The 20,854-nt window shown below is 33.5% G+C and carries 18 protein-coding genes; 11 read left to right on the top strand and 7 right to left on the bottom strand.

Annotated features, from left to right (window positions below; translation table 11 throughout):
- Positions 1–166: 166 nt before the first annotated feature.
- The gene (locus tag ACTJIW_RS00560; RefSeq protein ID WP_440715389.1) at positions 167–1,078 is read right to left on the bottom strand and encodes an alpha/beta hydrolase family protein; all 912 of its coding nucleotides are present in this window, start codon (positions 1,076–1,078) and stop codon (positions 167–169) included.
- 399 nt (positions 1,079–1,477) lie between these two features.
- On the opposite strand from ACTJIW_RS00560, the gene ACTJIW_RS00555 reads away from it, so the two are divergent.
- The 4 genes from ACTJIW_RS00555 (at position 1,478) to ACTJIW_RS00540 (ending at position 4,938) form a co-directional block, all read left to right on the top strand.
- A complete protein-coding gene (locus ACTJIW_RS00555; RefSeq protein WP_012022243.1) occupies positions 1,478–1,774 on the top strand; it encodes a DUF493 family protein in 297 nt (98 codons plus the stop codon).
- Between the two features lie 3 nt (positions 1,775–1,777).
- A complete protein-coding gene (locus ACTJIW_RS00550) occupies positions 1,778–2,494 on the top strand; it encodes a DUF4290 domain-containing protein (RefSeq protein WP_440715390.1) in 717 nt (238 codons plus the stop codon).
- Positions 2,495–2,679: 185 nt separating this feature from the next.
- Positions 2,680–3,993 carry a UDP-N-acetylglucosamine 1-carboxyvinyltransferase gene (gene murA, locus ACTJIW_RS00545; RefSeq protein WP_012022241.1) on the top strand — a complete coding sequence of 438 codons (1,314 nt, stop codon included), beginning with the start codon at positions 2,680–2,682 and terminating at the stop codon, positions 3,991–3,993.
- A 66-nt stretch (positions 3,994–4,059) separates the two neighbouring features.
- On the top strand, positions 4,060–4,938 hold the full coding sequence (locus ACTJIW_RS00540) for a cation diffusion facilitator family transporter (protein WP_012022240.1): 879 nt from the start codon (positions 4,060–4,062) through the stop codon (positions 4,936–4,938).
- A 181-nt stretch (positions 4,939–5,119) separates the two neighbouring features.
- Here ACTJIW_RS00540 and ACTJIW_RS00535 read toward each other — a convergent pair whose 3' ends face one another.
- From ACTJIW_RS00535 to ACTJIW_RS00525, 3 genes are all read right to left on the bottom strand, one after another.
- Complete coding sequence (locus ACTJIW_RS00535; protein WP_440715391.1) at positions 5,120–7,609, bottom strand: DUF5686 and carboxypeptidase regulatory-like domain-containing protein; 2,490 nt, start codon at positions 7,607–7,609, stop codon at positions 5,120–5,122.
- A gap of 157 nt (positions 7,610–7,766) precedes the next feature.
- On the bottom strand, positions 7,767–8,180 hold the full coding sequence (gene aroQ, locus ACTJIW_RS00530) for a type II 3-dehydroquinate dehydratase (protein WP_440715392.1): 414 nt from the start codon (positions 8,178–8,180) through the stop codon (positions 7,767–7,769).
- A gap of 126 nt (positions 8,181–8,306) precedes the next feature.
- A complete protein-coding gene (locus ACTJIW_RS00525) occupies positions 8,307–8,867 on the bottom strand; it encodes a porin family protein (protein ID WP_149206324.1) in 561 nt (186 codons plus the stop codon).
- A gap of 281 nt (positions 8,868–9,148) precedes the next feature.
- Here ACTJIW_RS00525 and ACTJIW_RS00520 point away from each other — a divergent pair, with 281 nt between their 5' ends.
- From ACTJIW_RS00520 to ACTJIW_RS00505, 4 genes are all read left to right on the top strand, one after another.
- Positions 9,149–9,709, top strand: coding sequence for an outer membrane beta-barrel protein (locus tag ACTJIW_RS00520; protein WP_012022236.1), 561 nt, complete (start codon positions 9,149–9,151; stop codon positions 9,707–9,709).
- A 203-nt stretch (positions 9,710–9,912) separates the two neighbouring features.
- Positions 9,913–10,497 (top strand): porin family protein, encoded by a 585-nt coding sequence (locus ACTJIW_RS00515; RefSeq protein ID WP_012022235.1) that lies wholly within the window; start codon positions 9,913–9,915, stop codon positions 10,495–10,497.
- Positions 10,498–10,576: 79 nt separating this feature from the next.
- Positions 10,577–11,473 carry a site-specific tyrosine recombinase XerD gene (xerD, locus tag ACTJIW_RS00510; RefSeq protein ID WP_440715393.1) on the top strand — a complete coding sequence of 299 codons (897 nt, stop codon included), beginning with the start codon at positions 10,577–10,579 and terminating at the stop codon, positions 11,471–11,473.
- Positions 11,474–11,615: 142 nt separating this feature from the next.
- Positions 11,616–13,136: a sensor histidine kinase gene (locus ACTJIW_RS00505; RefSeq protein ID WP_440715394.1), complete on the top strand. Its 1,521-nt coding sequence runs from the start codon at positions 11,616–11,618 to the stop codon at positions 13,134–13,136.
- Positions 13,137–13,202: 66 nt separating this feature from the next.
- Here the strand turns inward: ACTJIW_RS00505 and rny are convergent, their stop codons facing one another.
- From rny to ACTJIW_RS00490, 3 genes are all read right to left on the bottom strand, one after another.
- Complete coding sequence (gene rny / locus ACTJIW_RS00500; protein ID WP_012022232.1) at positions 13,203–14,762, bottom strand: ribonuclease Y; 1,560 nt, start codon at positions 14,760–14,762, stop codon at positions 13,203–13,205.
- Between the two features lie 208 nt (positions 14,763–14,970).
- Positions 14,971–15,264, bottom strand: a complete 294-nt coding sequence (locus tag ACTJIW_RS00495; RefSeq protein WP_440715395.1) for a cell division protein ZapA — start codon at positions 15,262–15,264, stop codon at positions 14,971–14,973.
- 4 nt (positions 15,265–15,268) lie between these two features.
- On the bottom strand, positions 15,269–15,559 hold the full coding sequence (locus ACTJIW_RS00490; RefSeq protein WP_073408887.1) for a hypothetical protein: 291 nt from the start codon (positions 15,557–15,559) through the stop codon (positions 15,269–15,271).
- A gap of 181 nt (positions 15,560–15,740) precedes the next feature.
- Here ACTJIW_RS00490 and ACTJIW_RS00485 point away from each other — a divergent pair, with 181 nt between their 5' ends.
- The 3 genes from ACTJIW_RS00485 to ACTJIW_RS00475 all read left to right on the top strand — a co-directional run bounded on the left by ACTJIW_RS00485 (position 15,741) and on the right by ACTJIW_RS00475 (position 20,701).
- Positions 15,741–17,420 (top strand): M23 family metallopeptidase, encoded by a 1,680-nt coding sequence (locus ACTJIW_RS00485; RefSeq protein ID WP_440715396.1) that lies wholly within the window; start codon positions 15,741–15,743, stop codon positions 17,418–17,420.
- Between the two features lie 11 nt (positions 17,421–17,431).
- A complete protein-coding gene (locus ACTJIW_RS00480; protein WP_440715397.1) occupies positions 17,432–19,897 on the top strand; it encodes a TonB-dependent receptor plug domain-containing protein in 2,466 nt (821 codons plus the stop codon).
- A gap of 84 nt (positions 19,898–19,981) precedes the next feature.
- On the top strand, positions 19,982–20,701 hold the full coding sequence (locus ACTJIW_RS00475; protein WP_012022227.1) for a hypothetical protein: 720 nt from the start codon (positions 19,982–19,984) through the stop codon (positions 20,699–20,701).
- Positions 20,702–20,854 lie beyond the last annotated feature (153 nt).

Here is a 20,854-nt window from a genome sequence, read left to right as displayed (position 1 = left end):
CTCCAGCGGAGCGACACATTTTGAATAATTTATATGTCGCTCCGCTGGAGCTTTTTGATATTGGGAAATTGAATTTGCTATAAATATTTTGCTCCGCTGGAGCAATTTTTATTTGAATTGTGATGACTTTTAAATGATTTGCATATCTTAACTTTAGTCAAACAAACTATTCACAAAACAAATACTTCCCAGAACCTTTTCCTTTTTTAGAAGGCATAATCAAATGCGATTCAAACTTCTTTCCTTTTAAAACATTATTTACAAAATCCAGAACATATTGCTGTCCTTCATGAAAAAGATAACCTGAGAATTCATGTCCGCCTCCGCAGAACGTAATCAGTTCGATGTCTTTATGTAAATCCTGCATGTGATTGTAAACGGCATAAGAGCCAAACAAAATCAGCCATCCCGAAGCATTTGTTGGACAGGAGCGGTGCGAACCTGCGCTGTAAGGAACCGTATCGTCATTGCTTCCGTGTGCTAATAACATCGGAATTGCTTTTTCTTTAGTAATTAAATTAATGTCCTGAATTGCTCCCGAACCTCCAATGAAACCAGTATATTTAAAGTTTTCCGGTAAATTACTTTTATATAAATTCATGAGTTTATAATCCCAGAACGAGGCATGAAAACCAATTTCGGCACCGGCGCTAATTCCTGAAATAAAGATTTTTGAAGTGTCAAGATTGAATTTATCCGCATTTTCAATTAAATAAGAAGTTGCCTGCCACATATCGCTCACACCAATTTGGATTGCTTTTATTTTTTCGGTTAAAGTTCCTTTGCACCCAAAATCTTTTCCTTTCATGTACAAACTGTATGATATACTCGCAACAGCATAACCGTTTTGTGCCATAAATTTTCCAAACTCTTTTTCGCTGGTGCGCTCTCCTCCAGAAAATCCACCTCCAAAAGCAAACATAATCAACGGGATTTTTTCTCCGGCTTTTTTCTTTGGCAGATATAAATCTAAATCTAGTTTTAAAGTGTCGTTTTGAAAATAAGTAAGGGTTTTAACTTCCTGCGCCTGAATATTGTTGATTATAAGTGTGATAAAAAGTAAAAGGAGTTTTTTCATTGTAATGTGGTTTTAATTTCGCAAAGTCGTTAAGACGCAAAGTTTTTTGCGCAATATTGTCATTTCGACGAAGGAGAAATCTTCGAGAGAAGCTCTACAAAGATTGGTGAAATTCTGTGAGGAGTTACTCGCGAAGATTTCTCCTTCGTCGAAATGACAAACAGTACGTTGTATAGTTGCTTCTAAGCAAACTTTTTGAGAAATATTTTAAGTAATGTTTTCTCAAATATAAGATGAAATTTTACAATGAAATAATCTTCTATTGCTTTTTTCTCTGCACCTTTGTGCCTTTATAACTTTGCTCCTTTAAAACAAAGTTTTAGGCTCGAAAAAAATCTAAAATCTAAACTTAAAAGTCTAAAATCAAAACCGTATATTTGCGTTTATTTTTAATTACGAATGGAGAACGATAACGAAAAAAATACAGCCGAATTTTACGAAAGATTAAAAGTTGAACTTGATAACGCAAATACTTGGCCGGCAGAATACTTGTACAAATTTATTGTGCCTTCTGTAGCCGATAATGTGGAGCGTGTTGAAAAAGCTTTTGACAGAATGGGAGCGGTTATTAAAACAACAAAATCTAAAACCGGTAAATTTACCAGTGTTTCTATAGATGTTACCATGCACAGCTCAGACGAGGTGATTGCTAAATACAAAGAAGTATCTACAATTGAAGGTATAGTTTCATTATAACTTATGATCGAAAAATATAAAAAAGAAGTCGCAAACGACGTTGTTTTTAATTTAGAATATAATTCTGAAAGACAGCGTTTGATTATTCCGGAGTATGGTCGTCATTTACAAAAACTAATCGATCAGGCTACTGCAATCGAAGATGATGAAACGCGCAACAAAGCAGCGAAATACATCATTCAGGTTATGGGAAGCTTAAATCCGCATTTGCGTGACGTGCCGGATTTTCAGCATAAATTATGGGATCAGCTTTTTATCATGTCTGATTTCAAATTAAATGTTGAATCTCCATATCCAATCCCGTCAAGAGATGTTTTGCAGTTAAAACCAGAAACTCTGCAATATCCGCAGAATTTTCCAAAATACAGGTTTTATGGTAACAATATCAAATACATGATTGATGTTGCCAATAAATGGGAAGAAGGCGAAATGAAAAATGCATTGGTAATGGTTATTGCCAATCATATGAAAAAATCTTTCCTGAGCTGGAACAAAGACACTGTAAAAGATGATGTGATTTTTGAACATTTATACGAATTGTCTGGAGGAAAAATCAACTTGCTGCACAGCACAGAAGAGCTTTTAAATACGACAGATTTAATGCGTACAAACAAACGTGTTTCAAACAAAACAGCTGTGGGCGGACAGACTAAAATTCAAAACAATAAAAATAATAAAGGAGGTCAAAAAAAGACTTTTCAAAAAAACAATCAAAAGTAAAAAAGATACTAAGAGGCTGAGCTTCTAAACTGCTAAGATTTTTTACTTAGATGCTTAAAAAATAAACAAAAACAAAAATAGAAAAAGCTGCTAAGCTGCTAAGTTTCTAAGACGCTAAGTTTTTTTACTTAGAATCTTAGGATCTCAGAACCTTAGAAACTTTAAAAGAACCTTAACAAAGATCTATGGGAATTTTTAAAATCGAAGGAGGGACACCTCTAAAAGGAGAAATCACTCCACAAGGAGCAAAGAATGAGGCATTACAAATTTTATGTGCCGTGCTGCTGACAGGAGAGAAAGTGAAAATTAATAACATTCCTGATATTATAGACATCAATAAATTAATCACTTTGTTGGGTAATTTAGGGGTTAAAATTCAACGTAATGAGCCGGGATCAATTACTTTTCAGGCAGATGAAGTAAACGTTGGATACTTAGAAACTGAAGCTTTCAAGAAAGAAGGCGGAGCGCTTCGTGGTTCTATTATGATTGTTGGACCGCTTTTGGCTCGTTTTGGAAAAGGATATATTCCAAAACCAGGAGGAGACAAAATTGGACGTCGTAGATTAGATACGCATTTTGAAGGATTTATTAATCTTGGTGCAAAATTCAGATACAATAGAGAAGATCACTTTTATGGAGTAGAATCTCCAAAAGAAGGACTTAAAGGAACAGATATGCTTCTTGATGAAGCTTCTGTAACAGGAACTGCAAATATTGTAATGGCTGCGGTTTTAGCAAATGGAACAACTACTGTTTACAATGCAGCCTGCGAACCTTACTTACAACAACTGTGTAAAATGCTGAACTCAATGGGAGCAAAAATCACTGGAGTTGGTTCTAACTTGTTGACTATTGAAGGTGTTGAAAGCCTTGGAGGATGTGAGCATACAATTTTACCGGATATGATCGAAATTGGTTCTTGGATTGGTCTTGCGGCTATGACAAAAAGCGAAATTACGATCAAAAATGTAAGCTGGGAAAACCTAGGTTTGATTCCAAATACATTTAGAAAATTAGGTATTACAATCGAAAAACGTAACGACGATATTTATATTCCTGCTCACAAAGACGGATATGAAGTAAAAACAGATATCGACGGATCAATCTTAACAATTGCCGATGCACCATGGCCGGGATTTACTCCTGACTTGTTAAGTATTGTTTTAGTTGTGGCAACACAGGCAAAAGGTGATGTTTTAATTCACCAAAAAATGTTCGAAAGCCGTTTGTTCTTCGTGGATAAATTAATTGATATGGGAGCAAAAATTATGTTATGTGATCCGCATAGAGCTGTGGTTATGGGACATAATTTCGAATCTCAATTAAAAGCAACTACAATGTCTTCTCCTGATATTCGTGCAGGAATTTCATTATTGATTGCGGCGCTTTCTGCAAAAGGAACAAGCACAATTCAAAATATTGAGCAGATTGATCGCGGATACGAACGTATCGACGAGCGTTTGAGAGCAATCGGTGCAAAAATCGTGAGAGCTTAAAAAAAGTTACCCGCGAATTCACGAATTAAACTAATTTGTGAATTCGTGGCGAAAAAAATAGTCTAAATGACAAACGAACAAAAAGCTGTAAAAGCTACTATTTTTAGTATAATAGGAAATACCTGCTTGGCCCTTATAAAAGGTCTCGCAGGTTTTTTTGGCAATTCATACGCCTTGATTGCAGACGCGATCGAATCGACTACAGATATATTTTCGTCTTTTTTGGTTTTATTCGGAATTAAATATTCTAATAAACCCGCAGATGAAAACCATCCGTATGGTCATGGTCGTGCAGAACCTTTAATTACTTTTTTGGTGGTTGGGTTTTTAATTACTTCGGCAACTATTATTGGTTACGAAAGTATCGCCAATATCAGTACTTCTCACGATTTACCAAAATCATGGACGTTGTATGTTTTAGGCGCAATTATCATCTGGAAAGAATATTCGTTTCGTGTTGTAATGAAACGAAGCAAACAAACAAACAGTTCTTCTTTAGCGGCCGATGCATGGCATCATCGCAGCGATGCCATAACTTCTGTTGCGGCATTTGTTGGAATTTCGATTGCTTTGTTTATGGGAAAAGGTTACGAATCTGCAGATGACTGGGCGGCACTTTTTGCAGCATTTTTTATCTTGTATAACAGCTACAAAATTTTCAGGCCTGCACTTGGTGAAATCATGGATGAAAACCTAAACGATGATTTAGTTGAAGAAATTCGCGTCGTATCCTTAAAGGTTCCAGGAATTCTTGGAACAGAAAAATGTTTTATCAGAAAAGCAGGAATGCGTTACCATGTTGATCTTCATGCCATAGTTTCGGCTAAAATTTCGGTAAAAGAAGGACATGATTTGTCACATAAACTGCAGGATACTTTAAAAGAACAAATTCCGCAGTTAGGAAATGTTTTGATACATATTGAACCGGATGATTATCATTGTTGAGTGGCAAAGGGATAAAGGTACAGAGGGACAAAGGTTTTGTTTTAACTTTAGCATAAAAAAATCCGTTTATTCTTTAAAAGAGTAAACGGATTTTTTTTGGATATGTTTGTCAGTTCGAGCGAAGTCGAGAACTTCTGAAAGTATATACCTTTGTAACTCTGTCCCTTTGTAACTCTGTATCTTAATTCAACACATTCAAAATCTTCAATCCAAACACAACACCATTCTGCTGCATACCGCCTTGGTAAGAATGTACATAATCGACTCTGAACAATTTAAATTTTCCGAAACCTAAATTGTCTAAACCTACCGTAAATTCAGTATAAGGTTTACGATCCGGAATTGCCAGCGAATGAAAGCCCAGATTCATAGTTGATTTTAAAAGATTTAAAAGCGGAATCTTATTCATTATAAATCCCATGTCATTGTGTTCCAAATGCATTTCAAAATAGCTGTCGTTTGTGCTGTTTGCGTAGTACGGCATTAAATTGAAAACATTCAAATAACGATCGCTTGTGCCTATGTGAGTTTGATTTCCGTTAAAATGCCTGTAATCGATAAAAGAAATATTTTCGGCATTAAAGAATTTACCAGCTTTAAAATTCATTCCTAAAATACCTTTATTATTTAGTTTTAAATCATATTGAACAGCGGTTCCAATACGTTCAAATTCATAGTTTTTCTCACTTGCAGCAAAAGCTTTTTCAAAAGCGAGATAAACTGTTGGATATTTTTCATCTTTAAAATTATATCTTCCGTCTGGTCTTGAAATGTATTTGTTTCCAAAATTAAATCTGAAATTCAGATTGGCCTTCATTAAATGATGCTGGCTGAATGCGGGAGTACTAAAATCATACGGCGCCAGCGGATTATTTGATGAATAAATATCATCTCTTTTAAAAAAAGAATAATCAGTAGTATTAAAAAGTGGTTTTCGCTGTTCGTAAGCTAATTTAGCATTTAGATTAATACCATTTGCAATATCCTGCGTGTAATTAACCTGAGCAAATTCCAGATTGTATAATTTCATGTAATTGTCTTTGAAAAATAAAGAACTTACAGAATTGACTAATTTGCTGATAGGTTCAGCACTATTATACTGAGCTGTTTTTGTTCCACCAGAGGCCGAAATTGTGGCATAGTTAATTGTATTAAATCGGTGGGTGAACTGACCAGTAATACGTAAACGCTCATCCGAAAAGCCATAATTAAAATCGGTGCTTATTGAAGTGCTTTTTCCGGTTTCTTCATTCCATTTTTTAAATGAAAAACCGGTCCCAAGATTAAATCCCTGAACGGTATTAAAACTCAAAGATGTCGGGCTTAATAAACCATCAAATGCAAATGAGTATTTTTTAAAAGTGTTTTTATAATCATAACCTCCCAGAATATTCAAAACTTTGAATTTATTGTTTTTAGCATCGATAGAATCGGTATATTTTTTTGATTTTCTAATGGTCTGCAGACTGTCTTTTTTAGTATAATCAGCGCTTTCTTCAAGTGTTAAAGGAATAGGACGTATTTCATTCCAGTACGAGTCATCTTTTTTATTTGCATTCAAATCAAAAGCAACAATTTCGTTTCCAAAAGTTTTCTTAGCAAATGAATCCGGAAATTCATAATTGGAATAAACGTAATTAAACTGACCAGAAAATTTTACTCCAAAACCACCTGCATTAAAAGAAAGAGTTTGTGCGTTTTTTGACCAGATTTTGTTTTTTGAATTGTAACTAAAGCTTTGTTTTAAAGTCATGCTTTCAGTAAATTCATTTTTTACTCTATATCCTTTAATGTCTACATCTACAGCGTAAATAGCAAAACTGTCATCAACAATATAGATGTATCCCTCAAAAACAGGCTCTTTATCGCGTTTTGGGATTACTTTAATTTTATAAATCTGGTTTTTATTATCGTCATAAAAACTGCCTTCCAGTTTGTATTTGTAATAACTGAAAGCATTATTAGCAATAGGAGAGATGAGGTTAATGTCAAACTCTAAGGTGTTGTCATAGAAATCGTATGTAGATAAAGCTGCAGTGTTGTAGCTAAAGCCTTTATTGTTTCCAGAGATTTTTGATGCAATTATCGTTTCTTTTAACTTATCTGGTTTTTGATAGGAAATTTTAGAGATGGTTTCAGATAAATATAAAATTCCAGTTCCGGTTGAATCTAAATTGGATGATAAATCTGGTCCAAGATCTACTTTTTGGCCTAATATTTTTTTAGGCAGATCTTTTACTTTTAAAATACCTTTTGAATAAAAATCGGCTGTAAATCGGGCTGTTTTTTCGGAGTTTTCCTTTCGGTTTGCAATGGCGTTTTTGATGATTGCATTTGCAGGATTATTTTTTGGGTCTATCACAACTTCATTCAATGCAAAACTTTCTTCCTGCATTTTTACATCTAAAGTCAAAATTTTAGAATCAGACGAAACAGTTAATTTCTGGGTTTTAAATCCAAGATATTGAAAAACGATTTTATTTTTTCCAATTTCTTTTACCTGCAGCTGGTATTGTCCTTGTTCATTTGAAGTAGTTCCTCTGTAGGTGCCTTCTTCAAAAATAGAAACAAAAGGCAGCGGATTTCCTTTTTCATCGGTTACAGTTCCTTTGATTTGGGCAAAATTAGAAATTGAAAATATTAAAAAGGCAAGTATAGTAATGTTTTTCATGAAAGTGGTTTCTCTCACAAAAATAAAACAACTTCAAAATGAGCTTATTAATAATTTGTTAAATTGTAATCTATCTTTAAATGCATCTTTTAAAAGACTCAACGAAGTCAAAGCTGGGTTTCTTTTCAAATCTTTGACTTCGTTTAGGGATGTTATATTACAAAAAAGATTGAATTGCCAATTCGTAGCTTTTTAATCCAAAACCTAAAATTACACCTTTAGCATTTCCTGATAAATAAGATTGATGTCTAAAGCTTTCGCGTGCGTACGTGTTTGAAATATGAACTTCTATTACAGGAGTTGTAATGGCTTTCATAGCATCGCCCAAACCTATAGAAGTGTGAGTATAAGCGCCAGCGTTAAGAATAATTCCGTCAAATGAAAAACCTACTTCCTGAATTTTACCAATCAATTCACCCTCAATATTACTTTGGTAATAAGAAAGCTCAACGTTTGGGAATTTTTGTTTCAACGTTTCAAAATAATCTTCAAAAGTCTGACTTCCGTAAACTTCTGGTTCACGTTTTCCTAAAAGATTCAAATTTGGCCCGTTGATAATGCAGATTTTCATATTTAAAAATTATTTATTGAAATATTGATATTGCTGTTGATTTTTGCAATTGTTATTGAGTTGTGTAAAAATAAAAAAACCGCTCTAATTAATAGAACGGTTTTTATAAAAGTATGTGATATTCTTTTAGAACATATATCCTGCCGAAAGTTGGAATACAGAGTTTTTAAAGTCAGCTTCTTTTGAAACTTCTGTTAAACCTATACCATAACGAGCCTGAACAAAAAGACCTCCAACTACTTTTAATCCTAAACCTGCGTTAAGAGAGAAGTCAAATGTTTTTGGATCTGCAGCATCAAATTCCTTTTTATTACTTACAAGAAATGAAGCTTGCGGGCCAAGTTCTAAACTAAGAGATTTAGTCATGTAGATTTTTGCCATTACAGGAATAGCGATATACCCCATTTCATTTTTAAAATCCTGTACAGCACTTTTGTATTCTGCTCCTTGTGTAGTGTACAAAAGCTCTGGCTGAATTGAGAATTTTTCTAATAATTTTAGTTCCGCCACAAGACCTGCATGGTAACTTGTAATACCTTCTTTATCAACTGAAATCCCATTGAAGTCAGAACCTCCAGTTTGGTTAGCAAAGTTAACCCCTGCTTTAACCCCGATTTGTATAAATTGTGCCTGGATTGCAGTTGTTGTTGCAATGAACAATACAGCTGCTAGAAGTATTTTCTTCATAAAAAATGTTTTAGTGTTTGGTGTTTTAAATGTTATTCTACAATTCAAAACTACATTATTTTGATTTTATTGTTTTATATGTGGCTTTATATAATTATTAAAATTCGCACTTTTTTTGTCGTTTTTTAAGTTTTTTCTTTGTGTTTATTGCTTAATCTACTGAAAGTCAATATATTATTTGTAATATAATTCTGTCTTATTTTAATACTCTATTACCGTTTACAGGACTTTTTTTAATAGGTATAATCTTAGTTTTGATTTCTGTAATTAAAATTTAAATCATGAAAAAAGTTATTTTAACTGCTATTGCAGTATTAGGATTTGCATTTGCTAATGCACAAACAGGAGGTTTTGCTAAAGGTGATGCGTTTATTTCTGGAGCTTTAAGTGTTAACTCAACTAAAGAAGGAGATGCAAAAACAAGCGGATTTATAATTGAGCCAAAGGTTGGATATTTTGTGTCTGAGAATATTGCAGTTGGAGCGAAATTAGGTTTTGGATCAACAAAAGTTGGAGATATCAAAACTAATGATTTTACAGTTGGAGCATTTGGTAGATATTATTTTACTCCTGCTTCACAGTTCTCTGTTTATGGTCAGGCAGGTGTTGATTTTACTAATAGTAAAGTAAAACCTGGAGATTTTAAATCAAACGAAGTTGGTGCAAATCTTGGTTTAGGTTTAAGCTATTTCTTATCTAACCATTTCGCTATCGAAGCTACTTGGCTTGGTTTAGGTTACAATGTAAACAACAACGGAGGTCACGGAGCAGACAAAACGAACAGTTTTAACTTCGGAACTGACTTAAGAGATGTAGCTTTTGGAGTAGTTTACAAATTCTAATAAGATATTTAGTTAGTTTTTTTAAAGGCCTTTCTCAATTTGAGGAAGGCTTTTTTTATTTGCGAGAGTACAGTGTTTTTAAAATCAATTAATTTTAACTTAACAATTTAAGGGCTTATTACCATTTTATTTGTTAAATTCCTAATGTAGAATTATGAAGAATATTTTTATATTTGAAAATTAATAACCCAAAACAAATTGTAATGAAGAAAATTATTTTAGCTGCGATTGCAGTAATGACATTTAGTTTTGCTAACGCTCAACAAACAAGATTTGGTGTAAAAGGAGGTCTTAACCTTTCAAATTGGGCAGGTGGAGATGTTAGTGATACCAAAGCTTTGGTAGGTTTCCATGTTGGAGGTTTTGCCGAAATTAAAATCATTGAAAAATTAGCTATCCAGCCAGAACTTTTGTTCTCTACTCAAGGAACCAAATTTGATGGTGGTGCATTTTTAGGAGATTTTGATGTTAAAACAAATTACTTGAATATCCCAGTTTTAGCTAAATATTACATAGTAGAAAAATTTAGTGTAGAAGCTGGTCCACAACTTGGAATCTTATTATCTGCAAAATCTAACGGTGAAGACGTTAAAGATGGTTTTAAAACTGTAGATTTTGGTTTCAATTTAGGAGCTGGTTATCATTTTACAGATAATGTTTCTGTTAACTTACGTTATACAATTGGTTTATCTCCTCTTGCAGATAATGCAGATATCGAAAATGAAGGCGATTATTATGACAGTGCAAAAAACAGCGTTTTAGCTTTATCTTTTGCTTATAAGTTCTAATAAGATCTCTTTTAATATTTTAGAACCTTCCTAATTTAGGAAGGTTTTTTTATGACCAAAATTGTTTTACTTTGTAAATATGAAATGGAATAATTATATAAAAGATTATCAGTCGTATTTAAGGATAGAGAGAGGTTTGTCTAAAAATACAATTGAAAATTACAGCTTTGATATCGAGAGATTATGTCTTTTTTTAGAAACGAATCAAATTGAAGTTTCGCCTTTAAAAATTACAGATGAAACTATTCAGCAATTTATATATGCCGTTTCTAAAAAAGTTAATCCAAGGTCTCAGGCGCGAATTATTTCAGGATTAAAAAGTTTTTTCAGCTATTTGGTTTTTGAAGATTATCGAAATGACAGTCCGCTGGAATTAATAGAAAGCCCTAAAACCGGAAGAAAGCTTCCTGATACTTTAGCTGTAAAAGAAATTGATGCTCTAATTGATGCAATTGATTTAAGCAGTAATGAGGGAGAACGTAATCGTGCCATTCTGGAAAGCCTTTACGGATGCGGACTTCGGGTTTCTGAATTGGTTTCGCTTAAAATATCTGATCTTTATTTTGATGAAGGTTTTATAAAAATTACCGGAAAAGGAAACAAAGAACGTTTTGTTCCAATTGGAAAATTAACTCAAAAATATATTCAAATCTATCAAAACGAAGTAAGAGTTCATCTTAATATAAAAAAAGGCTGTGAAGACACTTTATTTTTAAACCGAAGAGGAAATCAGCTTACCCGTGCTATGATTTTTACAATTATAAAAGATCTGGCAGTAAAAATAAATTTAAATAAAAGTATAAGCCCTCACACTTTGCGTCATTCTTTTGCTACTCATTTGTTAGAAAACGGTGCAGATTTAAGATCGATTCAGCTCATGCTGGGTCATGAATCGATTACCACTACTGAAATCTATGTTCACTTAGACAGGAGTTTCTTAAAAGAAGTAATGCATTCCTACCATCCGCGCAGATAATTTTTTTGAAAGGTTGTTAATATTTAAATCAAAAATTAATACCTTGTATTAAAATTCTACGTTAAAGCAAATAAATTACATTGATTTTTGAGTATTCAGTGGCTCGGTTTTAGTATAGTATTATTTACTTAAATAGCGATATATGGTTTTTGATTTATATAGTAATGAGGATTGCTTAGAGATAAATAATTTTTACAGAAAGTTATTTGCTGAAATGCCGGATTTGATTTTTCAGTTTATTATTGACAGTGATAATAACTACACTTTCCCATTGGTTAGTAAGTCAGCAGATGAAATTTTTGAACTTTCTGTAAATGAATTTACTGACGATATAAAACTCACTATTTACGAAAGAATCTTAGAACAGGACCGCGAACTTTTTTTTCAGTCATTAGTAAAAGCAAGAAAAGAAATTGAACCATGGCAGATTGAATTTAGGGCTGTTCTGCCTAAAAAAGGTCTTCGCTGGTTTAAGGTTTCTGCAAAAACAGAATTGTCTCCTGATAACAGAGTGAGTTTTTTTGGACACATTTCGGATATTACGGAATTAAAAGATAAAGAAGAAAAACTTCGTATTTCTGAAGAACGTTTTCAGTTTGCTCTTGAAGCATCAACTGCCGGAATCTGGGACTGGGATATGGTAACCAATAACGTTTTTTACTCTTCACTTTCACTTAAAATTTTAGAACTAGAATCGACGGATATTTTTGATGATCCTGAACGCTGGGATAAAATCGTACATCCGGATGATCTGCCAAAATATTATTCAGATATCAGGGAACACTTCGATAATAAAATTCCATATTATGAAAATTACCATCGCGTAATGACTTCAAGCGGTAATTATAAATGGATTTTGGATAGAGGGAAAGTCATTAAACGTGATCAAAACGGAAAACCATTACGTGTAATTGGAACCCACACAGATGTTTCGGCTCAAAAGGAAAAAGAATTAGAACTTTTAAAAACAATGAAACTGTACAGCGATCAAAACAGCAGACTGTTGAATTTTTCGCATATTGTTTCGCATAATTTAAACACACAGGCAGGAAATATAAAATCAATTTTAGATTTTATTGATGCTGATGGTGATAAAGAAACGGTTACAGAAATGTTAGAGCATCTTCGTACAGTTTCGAATGATTTAAATGAAACCATTTCTAATTTAACCCAGATTGTAAAAACACAAAGTAACATTAATATTGCCGTTGAGCCTTTAAAGCTTCACGAATACATTGAAAAAACAATTTCGACTATAAAAGGTTATGACAATCAAAAGAAAGTTACGATTGTAAATAATGTACCGCAGTATTTAACGATTAATTTTAATCCGGCTTATCTGGAGAGTGTTTTACTGAATTTTACAACAAATGCGATAAAATATGCACATCCAGACCGTGAACCTGTTATTGTTTTTGATTTTGGAATTGAACCAGAGGGCTATAAATCATTGAAAATTACAGATAATGGTTTAGGAATCGATTTAAAAGTATACGGTGATTTGTTATTTGGCATGTATAAAACATTTCACAAGCATCAGGAAGCGAGGGGAATTGGTTTGTATATTACCAGAAACCAAATAGAGGCGATGAAAGGAACCGTTTCAGTAGAAAGTGAGGTTGGAGTAGGAACAAGCTTTAAAATCGTTTTTAATGATCTTTAAATATAAAAGCAATAAAAAAGGCTGTCGTGTTGACAGCCTTTTTTTTATATAATATCGAGAGCGTAATTATTTTGCAATATTAACTGCTCTTGTTTCTCTAATTACAGTAACTTTTACCTGACCTGGGTAAGTCATTTCAGTTTGAATTTTTTGTGAAATCTCAAATGATAAGTTTGCTGCATTGTCATCAGAAACTTTTTCACTTTCTACAATTACACGTAATTCTCTACCAGCCTGGATTGCGTAAGCATTTTTAACACCGCTGAATCCGTAAGCTACATCTTCAAGGTCTTTTAAACGCTGAATGTATGAATCCAGAACCTGACGTCTTGCGCCTGGTCTTGCTCCTGAAATAGCATCACAAACCTGAACGATTGGTGATAATAATGATTTCATTTCGATTTCGTCGTGGTGAGCTCCAATTGCGTTGCAAACCTCGTCTTTTTCGCCGTATTTCTCAGCCCACTGCATACCTAATAATGCGTGTGGTAAATCACTTTCTGTGTCCGGCACTTTTCCAATATCGTGAAGTAAACCTGCTCTTTTTGCCAGTTTTACATTTAAGCCTAATTCGGCTGCCATGATACCGCAAAGTTTAGAAACTTCTCTAGAGTGCTGTAATAAGTTTTGTCCGTAAGAAGAACGGTATTTCATTCTACCAACCACTTTAATTAATTCAGGGTGTAAACCGTGAATTCCTAAATCGATTACAGTACGTTTTCCAACTTCTATAATTTCGTCGTCGATTTGTTTTGCTGTTTTAGCAACAACTTCTTCAATTCTTGCAGGGTGAATACGTCCGTCAGTTACTAATTTGTGTAAAGACAAACGTGCAATTTCTCTACGAACCGGATCAAAACAAGAAAGGATAATAGCTTCTGGTGTATCATCAACAATGATTTCAACTCCGGTTGCCGCTTCAAGAGCTCTAATGTTACGACCTTCACGACCAATAATACGTCCTTTTACATCGTCAGATTCAATGTTGAAAACAGAAACGCAGTTTTCAACCGCTTCTTCGGTTCCAACTCTTTGAATGGTATTAATGATGATTTTTTTAGCTTCCTGCTGTGCAGTAAGTTTTGCCTCTTCAATAGTTTCCTGAATATGAGACATAGCTTTGGTTTTAGCCTCAGCTTTTAAACCTTCAACTAATTGTTCTTTTGCTTCTTCTGCAGAAAGTCCGGAAATAACCTCAAGCTGCTGTAATTGACTTTTGTGTAATTTGTCTACTTCGGCTTGTTTTTTATCCAGAACTTCAATTTTGTTGTTGTATTCAGCAGTTTTAGCTTCAAACTCGTCATTGACTTTTTTAGCTTTCGAAAGTTCGTTAGAAACCTGAGATTCTTTGTCACGAACTCTTTTTTCTACTTCGGCCACTTTTTTATCGCGTGCTAAAATAACTTGTTCGTGTTCAGATTTTAACTCGATAAAACGCTCTTTTGCCTGAAGTATTTTATCTTTTTTTATGTTTTCGGCTTCTAAATTAGCATCTTTTAAAATGGAAGCTGCTTCTTTTTTAGCGTTTTTGATTAGGTTTGAAATATTACTTTTCTCGATAATTTTAGCTATTGCAAAACCTGCCGCAATACCTACAATACCAATAATGATCGTTATGATGTCCATGTTTGTTAGGGTTTATATATAAAAAAAGCCTACATTAATTGCTTGAATAAACTCGTAAAGACAAGTTTTGAGCTAACTCACTGTTCAAGTTTCCCGGTCAAAGCTGGGCATACTATAGTAGCGACGATTTGCTCATTCTAAATTGTTAGTGTTGAGTTTACCAATTGTGAACTAATGTAGGCAGTATCTTAGTTTCTGTAAAGAACGTTTAATTTTCGAGATATTGATCTAAAAGCGAATTTAATCTTTTAATTCTTTCGATAGTTTCTTCTCCATCGATTGCGTTATCGATTTGTTTTTGTTCTACCTGCGATGCAAATTGTAATGCACACATAGCAAGAACATCTTGTTTATCGCGTACTGCGTAGCTTTCTTCGAATTGCTTAATCATGGTATCAATTTTTTTTGAGGCGCTTCTAAGGCCTTCTTCCTGAGCGGGTTCAACCGTAAGTGGGTAAACACGGTCTGCAATTGATATTTTAATTCTAAGCTTTCCGTCCATGTTGTTAATCTGATAGTTGCGCTATACAGTAATCAATTTCGCGAATTAATGAATTTATTTTAAGCTTTGTCTCTCTCTTGTTATTGTCGCTGCCAAGTAACGAATTGGCTATCTTAAGTGTTTCATATTGCTTTTTCAAAGCTTCCATTTCCTCAGATTGTTTCTGGATAATTTGCGCAGCTTTGGCTAGTTCTAATCGTAATTCCTGATTATTTTTCTCCAGGCCTTTTGATTTTTCAAAAAGCTTTTCGACTTTATATTCAAGAGTATCAATTATTTCTGCAATTACACTCATTATACATCCTATTCATTACTTAATCCTACAAAGTTAATATTCCTTTTTATTAATGCAATTTTTTATCGAATTTTTTACATTAAAATAGATAAATAGATGTAATTCAATGAATTGTATATTTGTAGTTTTTTTCTTGCTTTAATTGCTTTTTTTTTTGCTTATCTTAGCAAAAATGTTGCTTATGAGATTTTCTGTACTTACCCTTTTGATTTGTAATTTTATATTCGCTCAAACCCAATATCCTAAAGACTATTTCCGTCCGCCGCTTGATATTCCAATGCAGCTTTCCGGTAATTTTGGCGAGTTAAGACCAAATCATTTTCATGCCGGGTTTGACTTAAAAACAAACCAAAGAGAAGGACTAAATGTGTACGCGGTTGCTGATGGTTATGTGTCAAGAATCAAAATTTCGACTTTTGGAAACGGAAAATGCATTTATATTACGCATCCAAATGGCTATACTTCTGTGTACGGACATTTGCAGGCACCTGTTGGACCAATTTTGGATTACGTAAAGAAAACCCATTACAAAGAAAAAGCGTATGAAATCGAAATGTTTCCAAAACCAGATGAACTTCCGGTTACAAAAGGGCAGTTAATAGGGCTTTCAGGAAATACAGGATCTTCAGAAGGGCCTCATCTTCATTTTGAAATTCGTGATTCTAAAACAGAATTTGTAATCAACCCAATTTTCTTTGGCTTTGACAAAAATATAAAAGACACCAAAAAACCAACTTTATCAAGTTTATATGTTTATCCGTTAGATAATGCAACGGTTAATCAGTCAAAACAGCCTTTGCTCGTTAATATGACACTTCAAAAAGACGGAACTTATTTAGCCGGAAAAGTAAAAACAAACGGAAAAATTGGTTTTGGGATTAATGCTGTTGATACTGATGATGTATCTTTTAATAAAAACGGAGTTTTTAATGTTTCGACTTTTTTAAACGGAAATCAGAATTACAATTATCAGTTTAACACCTATTCATTTGATGAAATGCGTTATATCAATGCATTTATCGATTATCCGAGATATAAAAAGACAAGCCAGCGTGTTCAAAAGCTTTTTATGAAAACGCCTTTTGCATTAAGTATTATTAAAACAGATTCACTTAGAGGAATTGTTTCAGCTGAGCCCAATCTGGCTTCGTCGTATAAAATTGAAGTTTCTGATTATTTTGGAAACCAAAATTCAATTACCGTTCCAATTGAATACGATACAGCAACACCGCTTGTGCAGGCAGAACCTTCGACGTCTAAATATTTTGTAAAATACAATAGAGATACAAATTTCGAAAAAGGCAATATGTCAGTTTTCTTTCCGGCGGGGACTTTCTATGAAGATTTTAATATGAATTTTGATGTTCGAAACAACAAAGTTTATATTCATGATGATACTGTTCCGGTGCATTCTAATTTTACAATTACGATAAAAGATACGCTGTATCCGGAATCTTCGAGAGATAAACTTTATATTGGAAAAGGAACGAGTTATAACGGAACTGTTAGAAAAGGAGATGTTTTTACAGCCAAAGCAAAAATATTAGGTGCGTATGGATTAGTACTGGATACTATTCCGCCTGTTATAAAAATTACAAAACCAGTAGAGGGAAAATGGATCAGTGATCAGAAAAAAATTGAATTTACAATTGGCGACTCTCTCTCTGGAATAAAGTCTTATAACGGATATTTAAACGGAAGCTGGGTTTTATTTGAGTATGAAAATAAAAACAGAAAGATTACACATACTTTTGATGATCAATATTTAACAGAGGGTGAAAACTTTTTAAAAATTGAAGTGGTTGATAATGTAGGAAATTCTACTATCTTTGAAACTCATTTTTTTAGAAGTCAAAAATAAATCCCAAATCTTTGAATAAAAACAAGTTAATATTCGCTTTACTTTTCTTGTGCTTTACTTGTATTTCATTTGCTCAAAACGCTCATGTAAAAGGTATTATTTTAGATAATGAAAATCATCCGGTTTCGAATGTCAATATAACTTCGGGAAAAAATAATACACAATCTGATGTAAATGGTTTTTTTGATATTGAAGTAATTTCAAATAAAAAAGCTTCGATTATTTTTACACATATTTCCTTAAAAATGATCAGCCTTACAGTAAGCTTAAAACCAAATGAAGTTTTTGTTTTTAATCCTGTAATGAATAATTCGCAGGAACAAATGGGTGAAGTTTTTGTTTCGTCCAAAAACAGAAAACGGGTTCAGGGAATTACAACTGTAGAAACTGCGACAATTAAAAAGATTCCTGGCGCAAATGCCGGTATAGAAAATATTCTAAAAACACTTCCGGGCGTAAATTCAAACAATGAATTGAGTACGCAATATGCAGTTCGAGGCGGTAATTACGATGAAAATTTAGTTTATGTAAATGAAGTCGAAGTCTATCGTCCGTTTTTAATTCGTTCAGGGCAACAGGAAGGTTTGAGTTTTACCAATACAGATCTGGTTCAAAATGTAGATTTCTCGGCTGGAGGATTTCAGGCCAAATTTGGAGATAAACTTTCATCTGTTTTAGATATCACGTATAGAAAACCAACACAGTTTGGAGCTTCGCTGGAAGCGAGTTTTTTAGGTGGAAGTGCTTCTGTTGATTTAGTTTCAAAAAATAAAAAATGGTCAGCCGTTACCGGAGTTCGTTACCGCAATAATAGTCTGCTTGTAAACAGTCAGGATACACAAACGAATTATACGCCCACTTTTGCCGATATCCAAACGAATATAAATTATGATATTTCTGAAAAATGGCAGATGAGCTTTTTAGGGAATATTTCGCAGAATAAATATTTGTATCAGCCATTAACGCGCGAAACAAAATTTGGAACTATTGATCAGCCAATGGCGCTTGCGGTTTATTATGAAGGTCAGGAAAAAGACCAATATGATACTTATTTTGGTGCTTTAAAAACAACATATAAAGTTTCGCCTTCGCTGACTTTAAAACTTATAGGTTCTTTATTTCATACAACAGAACAAGAACATTTTGATATTTTGGCACAATATCGTTTAGGGAATATTGATTCTGAAAACCCAAATAATGCATCGTCAATAGATTTTACCCGCGGAATTGGTTCTCAGCTAAATCACGCGCGAAACGATTTAGATGCTTTAATTGCGAATGTCGAACTTAAGGGGACTAAAGAATGGCAGGAAAGCCAGCTTGAATTTGGATTGAAATATACCAGAGAGTCTATTCGTGACAGAATTGTAGAGTGGGAGATGATTGATTCGGCTGGATTTTCTATTAATCCACCGTTAGTTATTCTTCCGGAAAACAATCAGCCGTATACGCCATATACAGGTCCGCTTTTGCCTTATCAGGATATTCGTGCGACAAACTTCAATACCATTAATAGGTTTTCTGGATATGCACAGTGGAATAAACAATCTCAATTGGGGTCAAGCCAAATCTGGTACCATCTTGGAGCACGTTTTCAGAGCTGGAAAGTTTCGGGTGCTTTAGAAGAAGGGAAAAATCAAGTTGTAGTAAGTCCGAGAGCGCAATTTGCCATAAAACCAGATTGGGATATGGATATGGTTTTCAGGATTTCTGGAGGATTGTACCATCAGCCGCCGTTTTATAGAGAACTTCGTGATCTGGACGGTGTTGTAAATCCAAATGTAAAAGCTCAGGAAGCAGTTCATGTAGTTTTGAGCAACGATTATAATTTTAAAATGTGGAACCGCCCATTTAAATGGGTTACAGAAGTGTATTATAAATCGCTTTCAGACGTAAATGTGTATTCGATAGATAATGTCCGCATTCGATATGTTGCCAATAATAATGCAAAAGCTTACGCACAAGGTTTGGATTTTAGATTAAATGGCGAATTTGTTCCGGGAACAGAATCATGGGTTAGTTTTGGGTATTTAAAAACCGAAGAAAACTACGAAAACAAAGGATATATTGCCAGACCGACTGATCAGCGATTGAAATTTGCAATGTTGTTTCAGGATTATATGCCGAATATTCCGAGTGTAAAATTGTATTTGAATTTGGTTTACAATACAGGACTGCCAGGCGGAGCTCCGGCCTATTCTGATCCGTATTTGTATCAAAACAGGTTAAATGATTATAGAAGAGCTGATATTGGTTTTGCTAAAGTTTTTGTTGATGCCAGTACACAGAGTTCTAAAACGAGCTGGCTGAAAAACTTTAAAGAATTATCGCTTGGTGTAGAAATTTTTAATCTTTTCAATAATCAAAATGCCATAACCAATACCTGGGTGCGCGATGTGTATTCTAAAAACCAGTATGCGATTCCAAATTATATGACTTCGAGGGTTTTTAATATAAAACTGAATGCGAGATTGTAACTTTTAATTTGTCATAGTAAAATTCAATAAAAACCAAAATTACAATCAAAAATAGTATATTTGATAATTGAATATAATTTGTCGATGAAAAAGTACTCTAAATATATAGCCTTAGCAATTATAGGAACGTTAATTAGCTGCCGCGAAGAAGTTCAAAAGCCAAAAGTAAGTTACGATGTGTCAAACAAAGTAAGTGTTACAAAAGCAGATACCACTCAAATTGAAATTGCAGATCTGCCAATTCAAATGGAAGGTACTGATTATTTAATTCATCCTGTTGGAGATTTAAGGGTTTTTGAAAGAGGCTCAAAAGCACGTTTTGGATCTTCTAGTGTAAACGATGTGAGTTTTACAATTTCTAATTTAGGCGAATATGAAATTACAGGTTATCTTCAAAATCTGAAGTTTCAAAAAGTTGATTCAGATTCTATTCATGCTCTTTCTGATAAACCTATTTTGATTTTAACTGCTACTTATTTAAAAACAGTTGCAGATAAAACTCAGAATAAAGTAATGGTTTACACCTTAACAGATTCTGATACTAATAAAGATGGTAAAATTGATACCAGTGATATTAAAACTTTGTATTTAAGTAATATCAGCGGAGAAAATTTTACAAAAGTTTCAGCTGATCTTGAAGAATTGGTTGACTGGAACTTAATTGAGTCTAAAAACCGCTTGTATTTTAGAACAATTGAAGATACCAACCAAAATGGTCAATTCGATAAAAATGATGTCCTGCACTACAATTATATTGACTTAGCTTCTAAAAAATGGGAAGTGAAAAGTTATAAACCTATTTAAAGGTGCTAAGATGCTGAGGTTCTGAGGTGCTAAGTTTTTTTTTAGCTTTTGACAATAGGATTTCCTTGAATATTATAATATAAAAACCTGCTGAAAATTATATTTCAGCAGGTTTTATTTTTATGCACAAAGATTGAAAAACTTAGCACCTCA

Origin of the sequence: Flavobacterium sp. 22659 (genome assembly GCF_052044235.1) — a bacterium.
GTDB classification, from domain to species: domain Bacteria; phylum Bacteroidota; class Bacteroidia; order Flavobacteriales; family Flavobacteriaceae; genus Flavobacterium; species Flavobacterium johnsoniae.
This window is presented reverse-complemented; position numbering and strand designations above follow the sequence as displayed.

Coding starts and splice junctions, on each gene's coding strand:
- ACTJIW_RS00560 (WP_440715389.1), bottom strand. CDS start 1,078: ATGAAAAAACTCCTTTTACTTTTTATCACACTTATAATCAACAATATT.
- ACTJIW_RS00555 (WP_012022243.1), top strand. CDS start 1,478: ATGGAGAACGATAACGAAAAAAATACAGCCGAATTTTACGAAAGATTA.
- ACTJIW_RS00550 (WP_440715390.1), top strand. CDS start 1,778: ATGATCGAAAAATATAAAAAAGAAGTCGCAAACGACGTTGTTTTTAAT.
- murA (WP_012022241.1), top strand. CDS start 2,680: ATGGGAATTTTTAAAATCGAAGGAGGGACACCTCTAAAAGGAGAAATC.
- ACTJIW_RS00540 (WP_012022240.1), top strand. CDS start 4,060: ATGACAAACGAACAAAAAGCTGTAAAAGCTACTATTTTTAGTATAATA.
- ACTJIW_RS00535 (WP_440715391.1), bottom strand. CDS start 7,609: ATGAAAAACATTACTATACTTGCCTTTTTAATATTTTCAATTTCTAAT.
- aroQ (WP_440715392.1), bottom strand. CDS start 8,180: ATGAAAATCTGCATTATCAACGGGCCAAATTTGAATCTTTTAGGAAAA.
- ACTJIW_RS00525 (WP_149206324.1), bottom strand. CDS start 8,867: ATGAAGAAAATACTTCTAGCAGCTGTATTGTTCATTGCAACAACAACT.
- ACTJIW_RS00520 (WP_012022236.1), top strand. CDS start 9,149: ATGAAAAAAGTTATTTTAACTGCTATTGCAGTATTAGGATTTGCATTT.
- ACTJIW_RS00515 (WP_012022235.1), top strand. CDS start 9,913: ATGAAGAAAATTATTTTAGCTGCGATTGCAGTAATGACATTTAGTTTT.
- xerD (WP_440715393.1), top strand. CDS start 10,577: ATGAAATGGAATAATTATATAAAAGATTATCAGTCGTATTTAAGGATA.
- ACTJIW_RS00505 (WP_440715394.1), top strand. CDS start 11,616: ATGGTTTTTGATTTATATAGTAATGAGGATTGCTTAGAGATAAATAAT.
- rny (WP_012022232.1), bottom strand. CDS start 14,762: ATGGACATCATAACGATCATTATTGGTATTGTAGGTATTGCGGCAGGT.
- ACTJIW_RS00495 (WP_440715395.1), bottom strand. CDS start 15,264: ATGGACGGAAAGCTTAGAATTAAAATATCAATTGCAGACCGTGTTTAC.
- ACTJIW_RS00490 (WP_073408887.1), bottom strand. CDS start 15,559: ATGAGTGTAATTGCAGAAATAATTGATACTCTTGAATATAAAGTCGAA.
- ACTJIW_RS00485 (WP_440715396.1), top strand. CDS start 15,741: ATGAGATTTTCTGTACTTACCCTTTTGATTTGTAATTTTATATTCGCT.
- ACTJIW_RS00475 (WP_012022227.1), top strand. CDS start 19,982: ATGAAAAAGTACTCTAAATATATAGCCTTAGCAATTATAGGAACGTTA.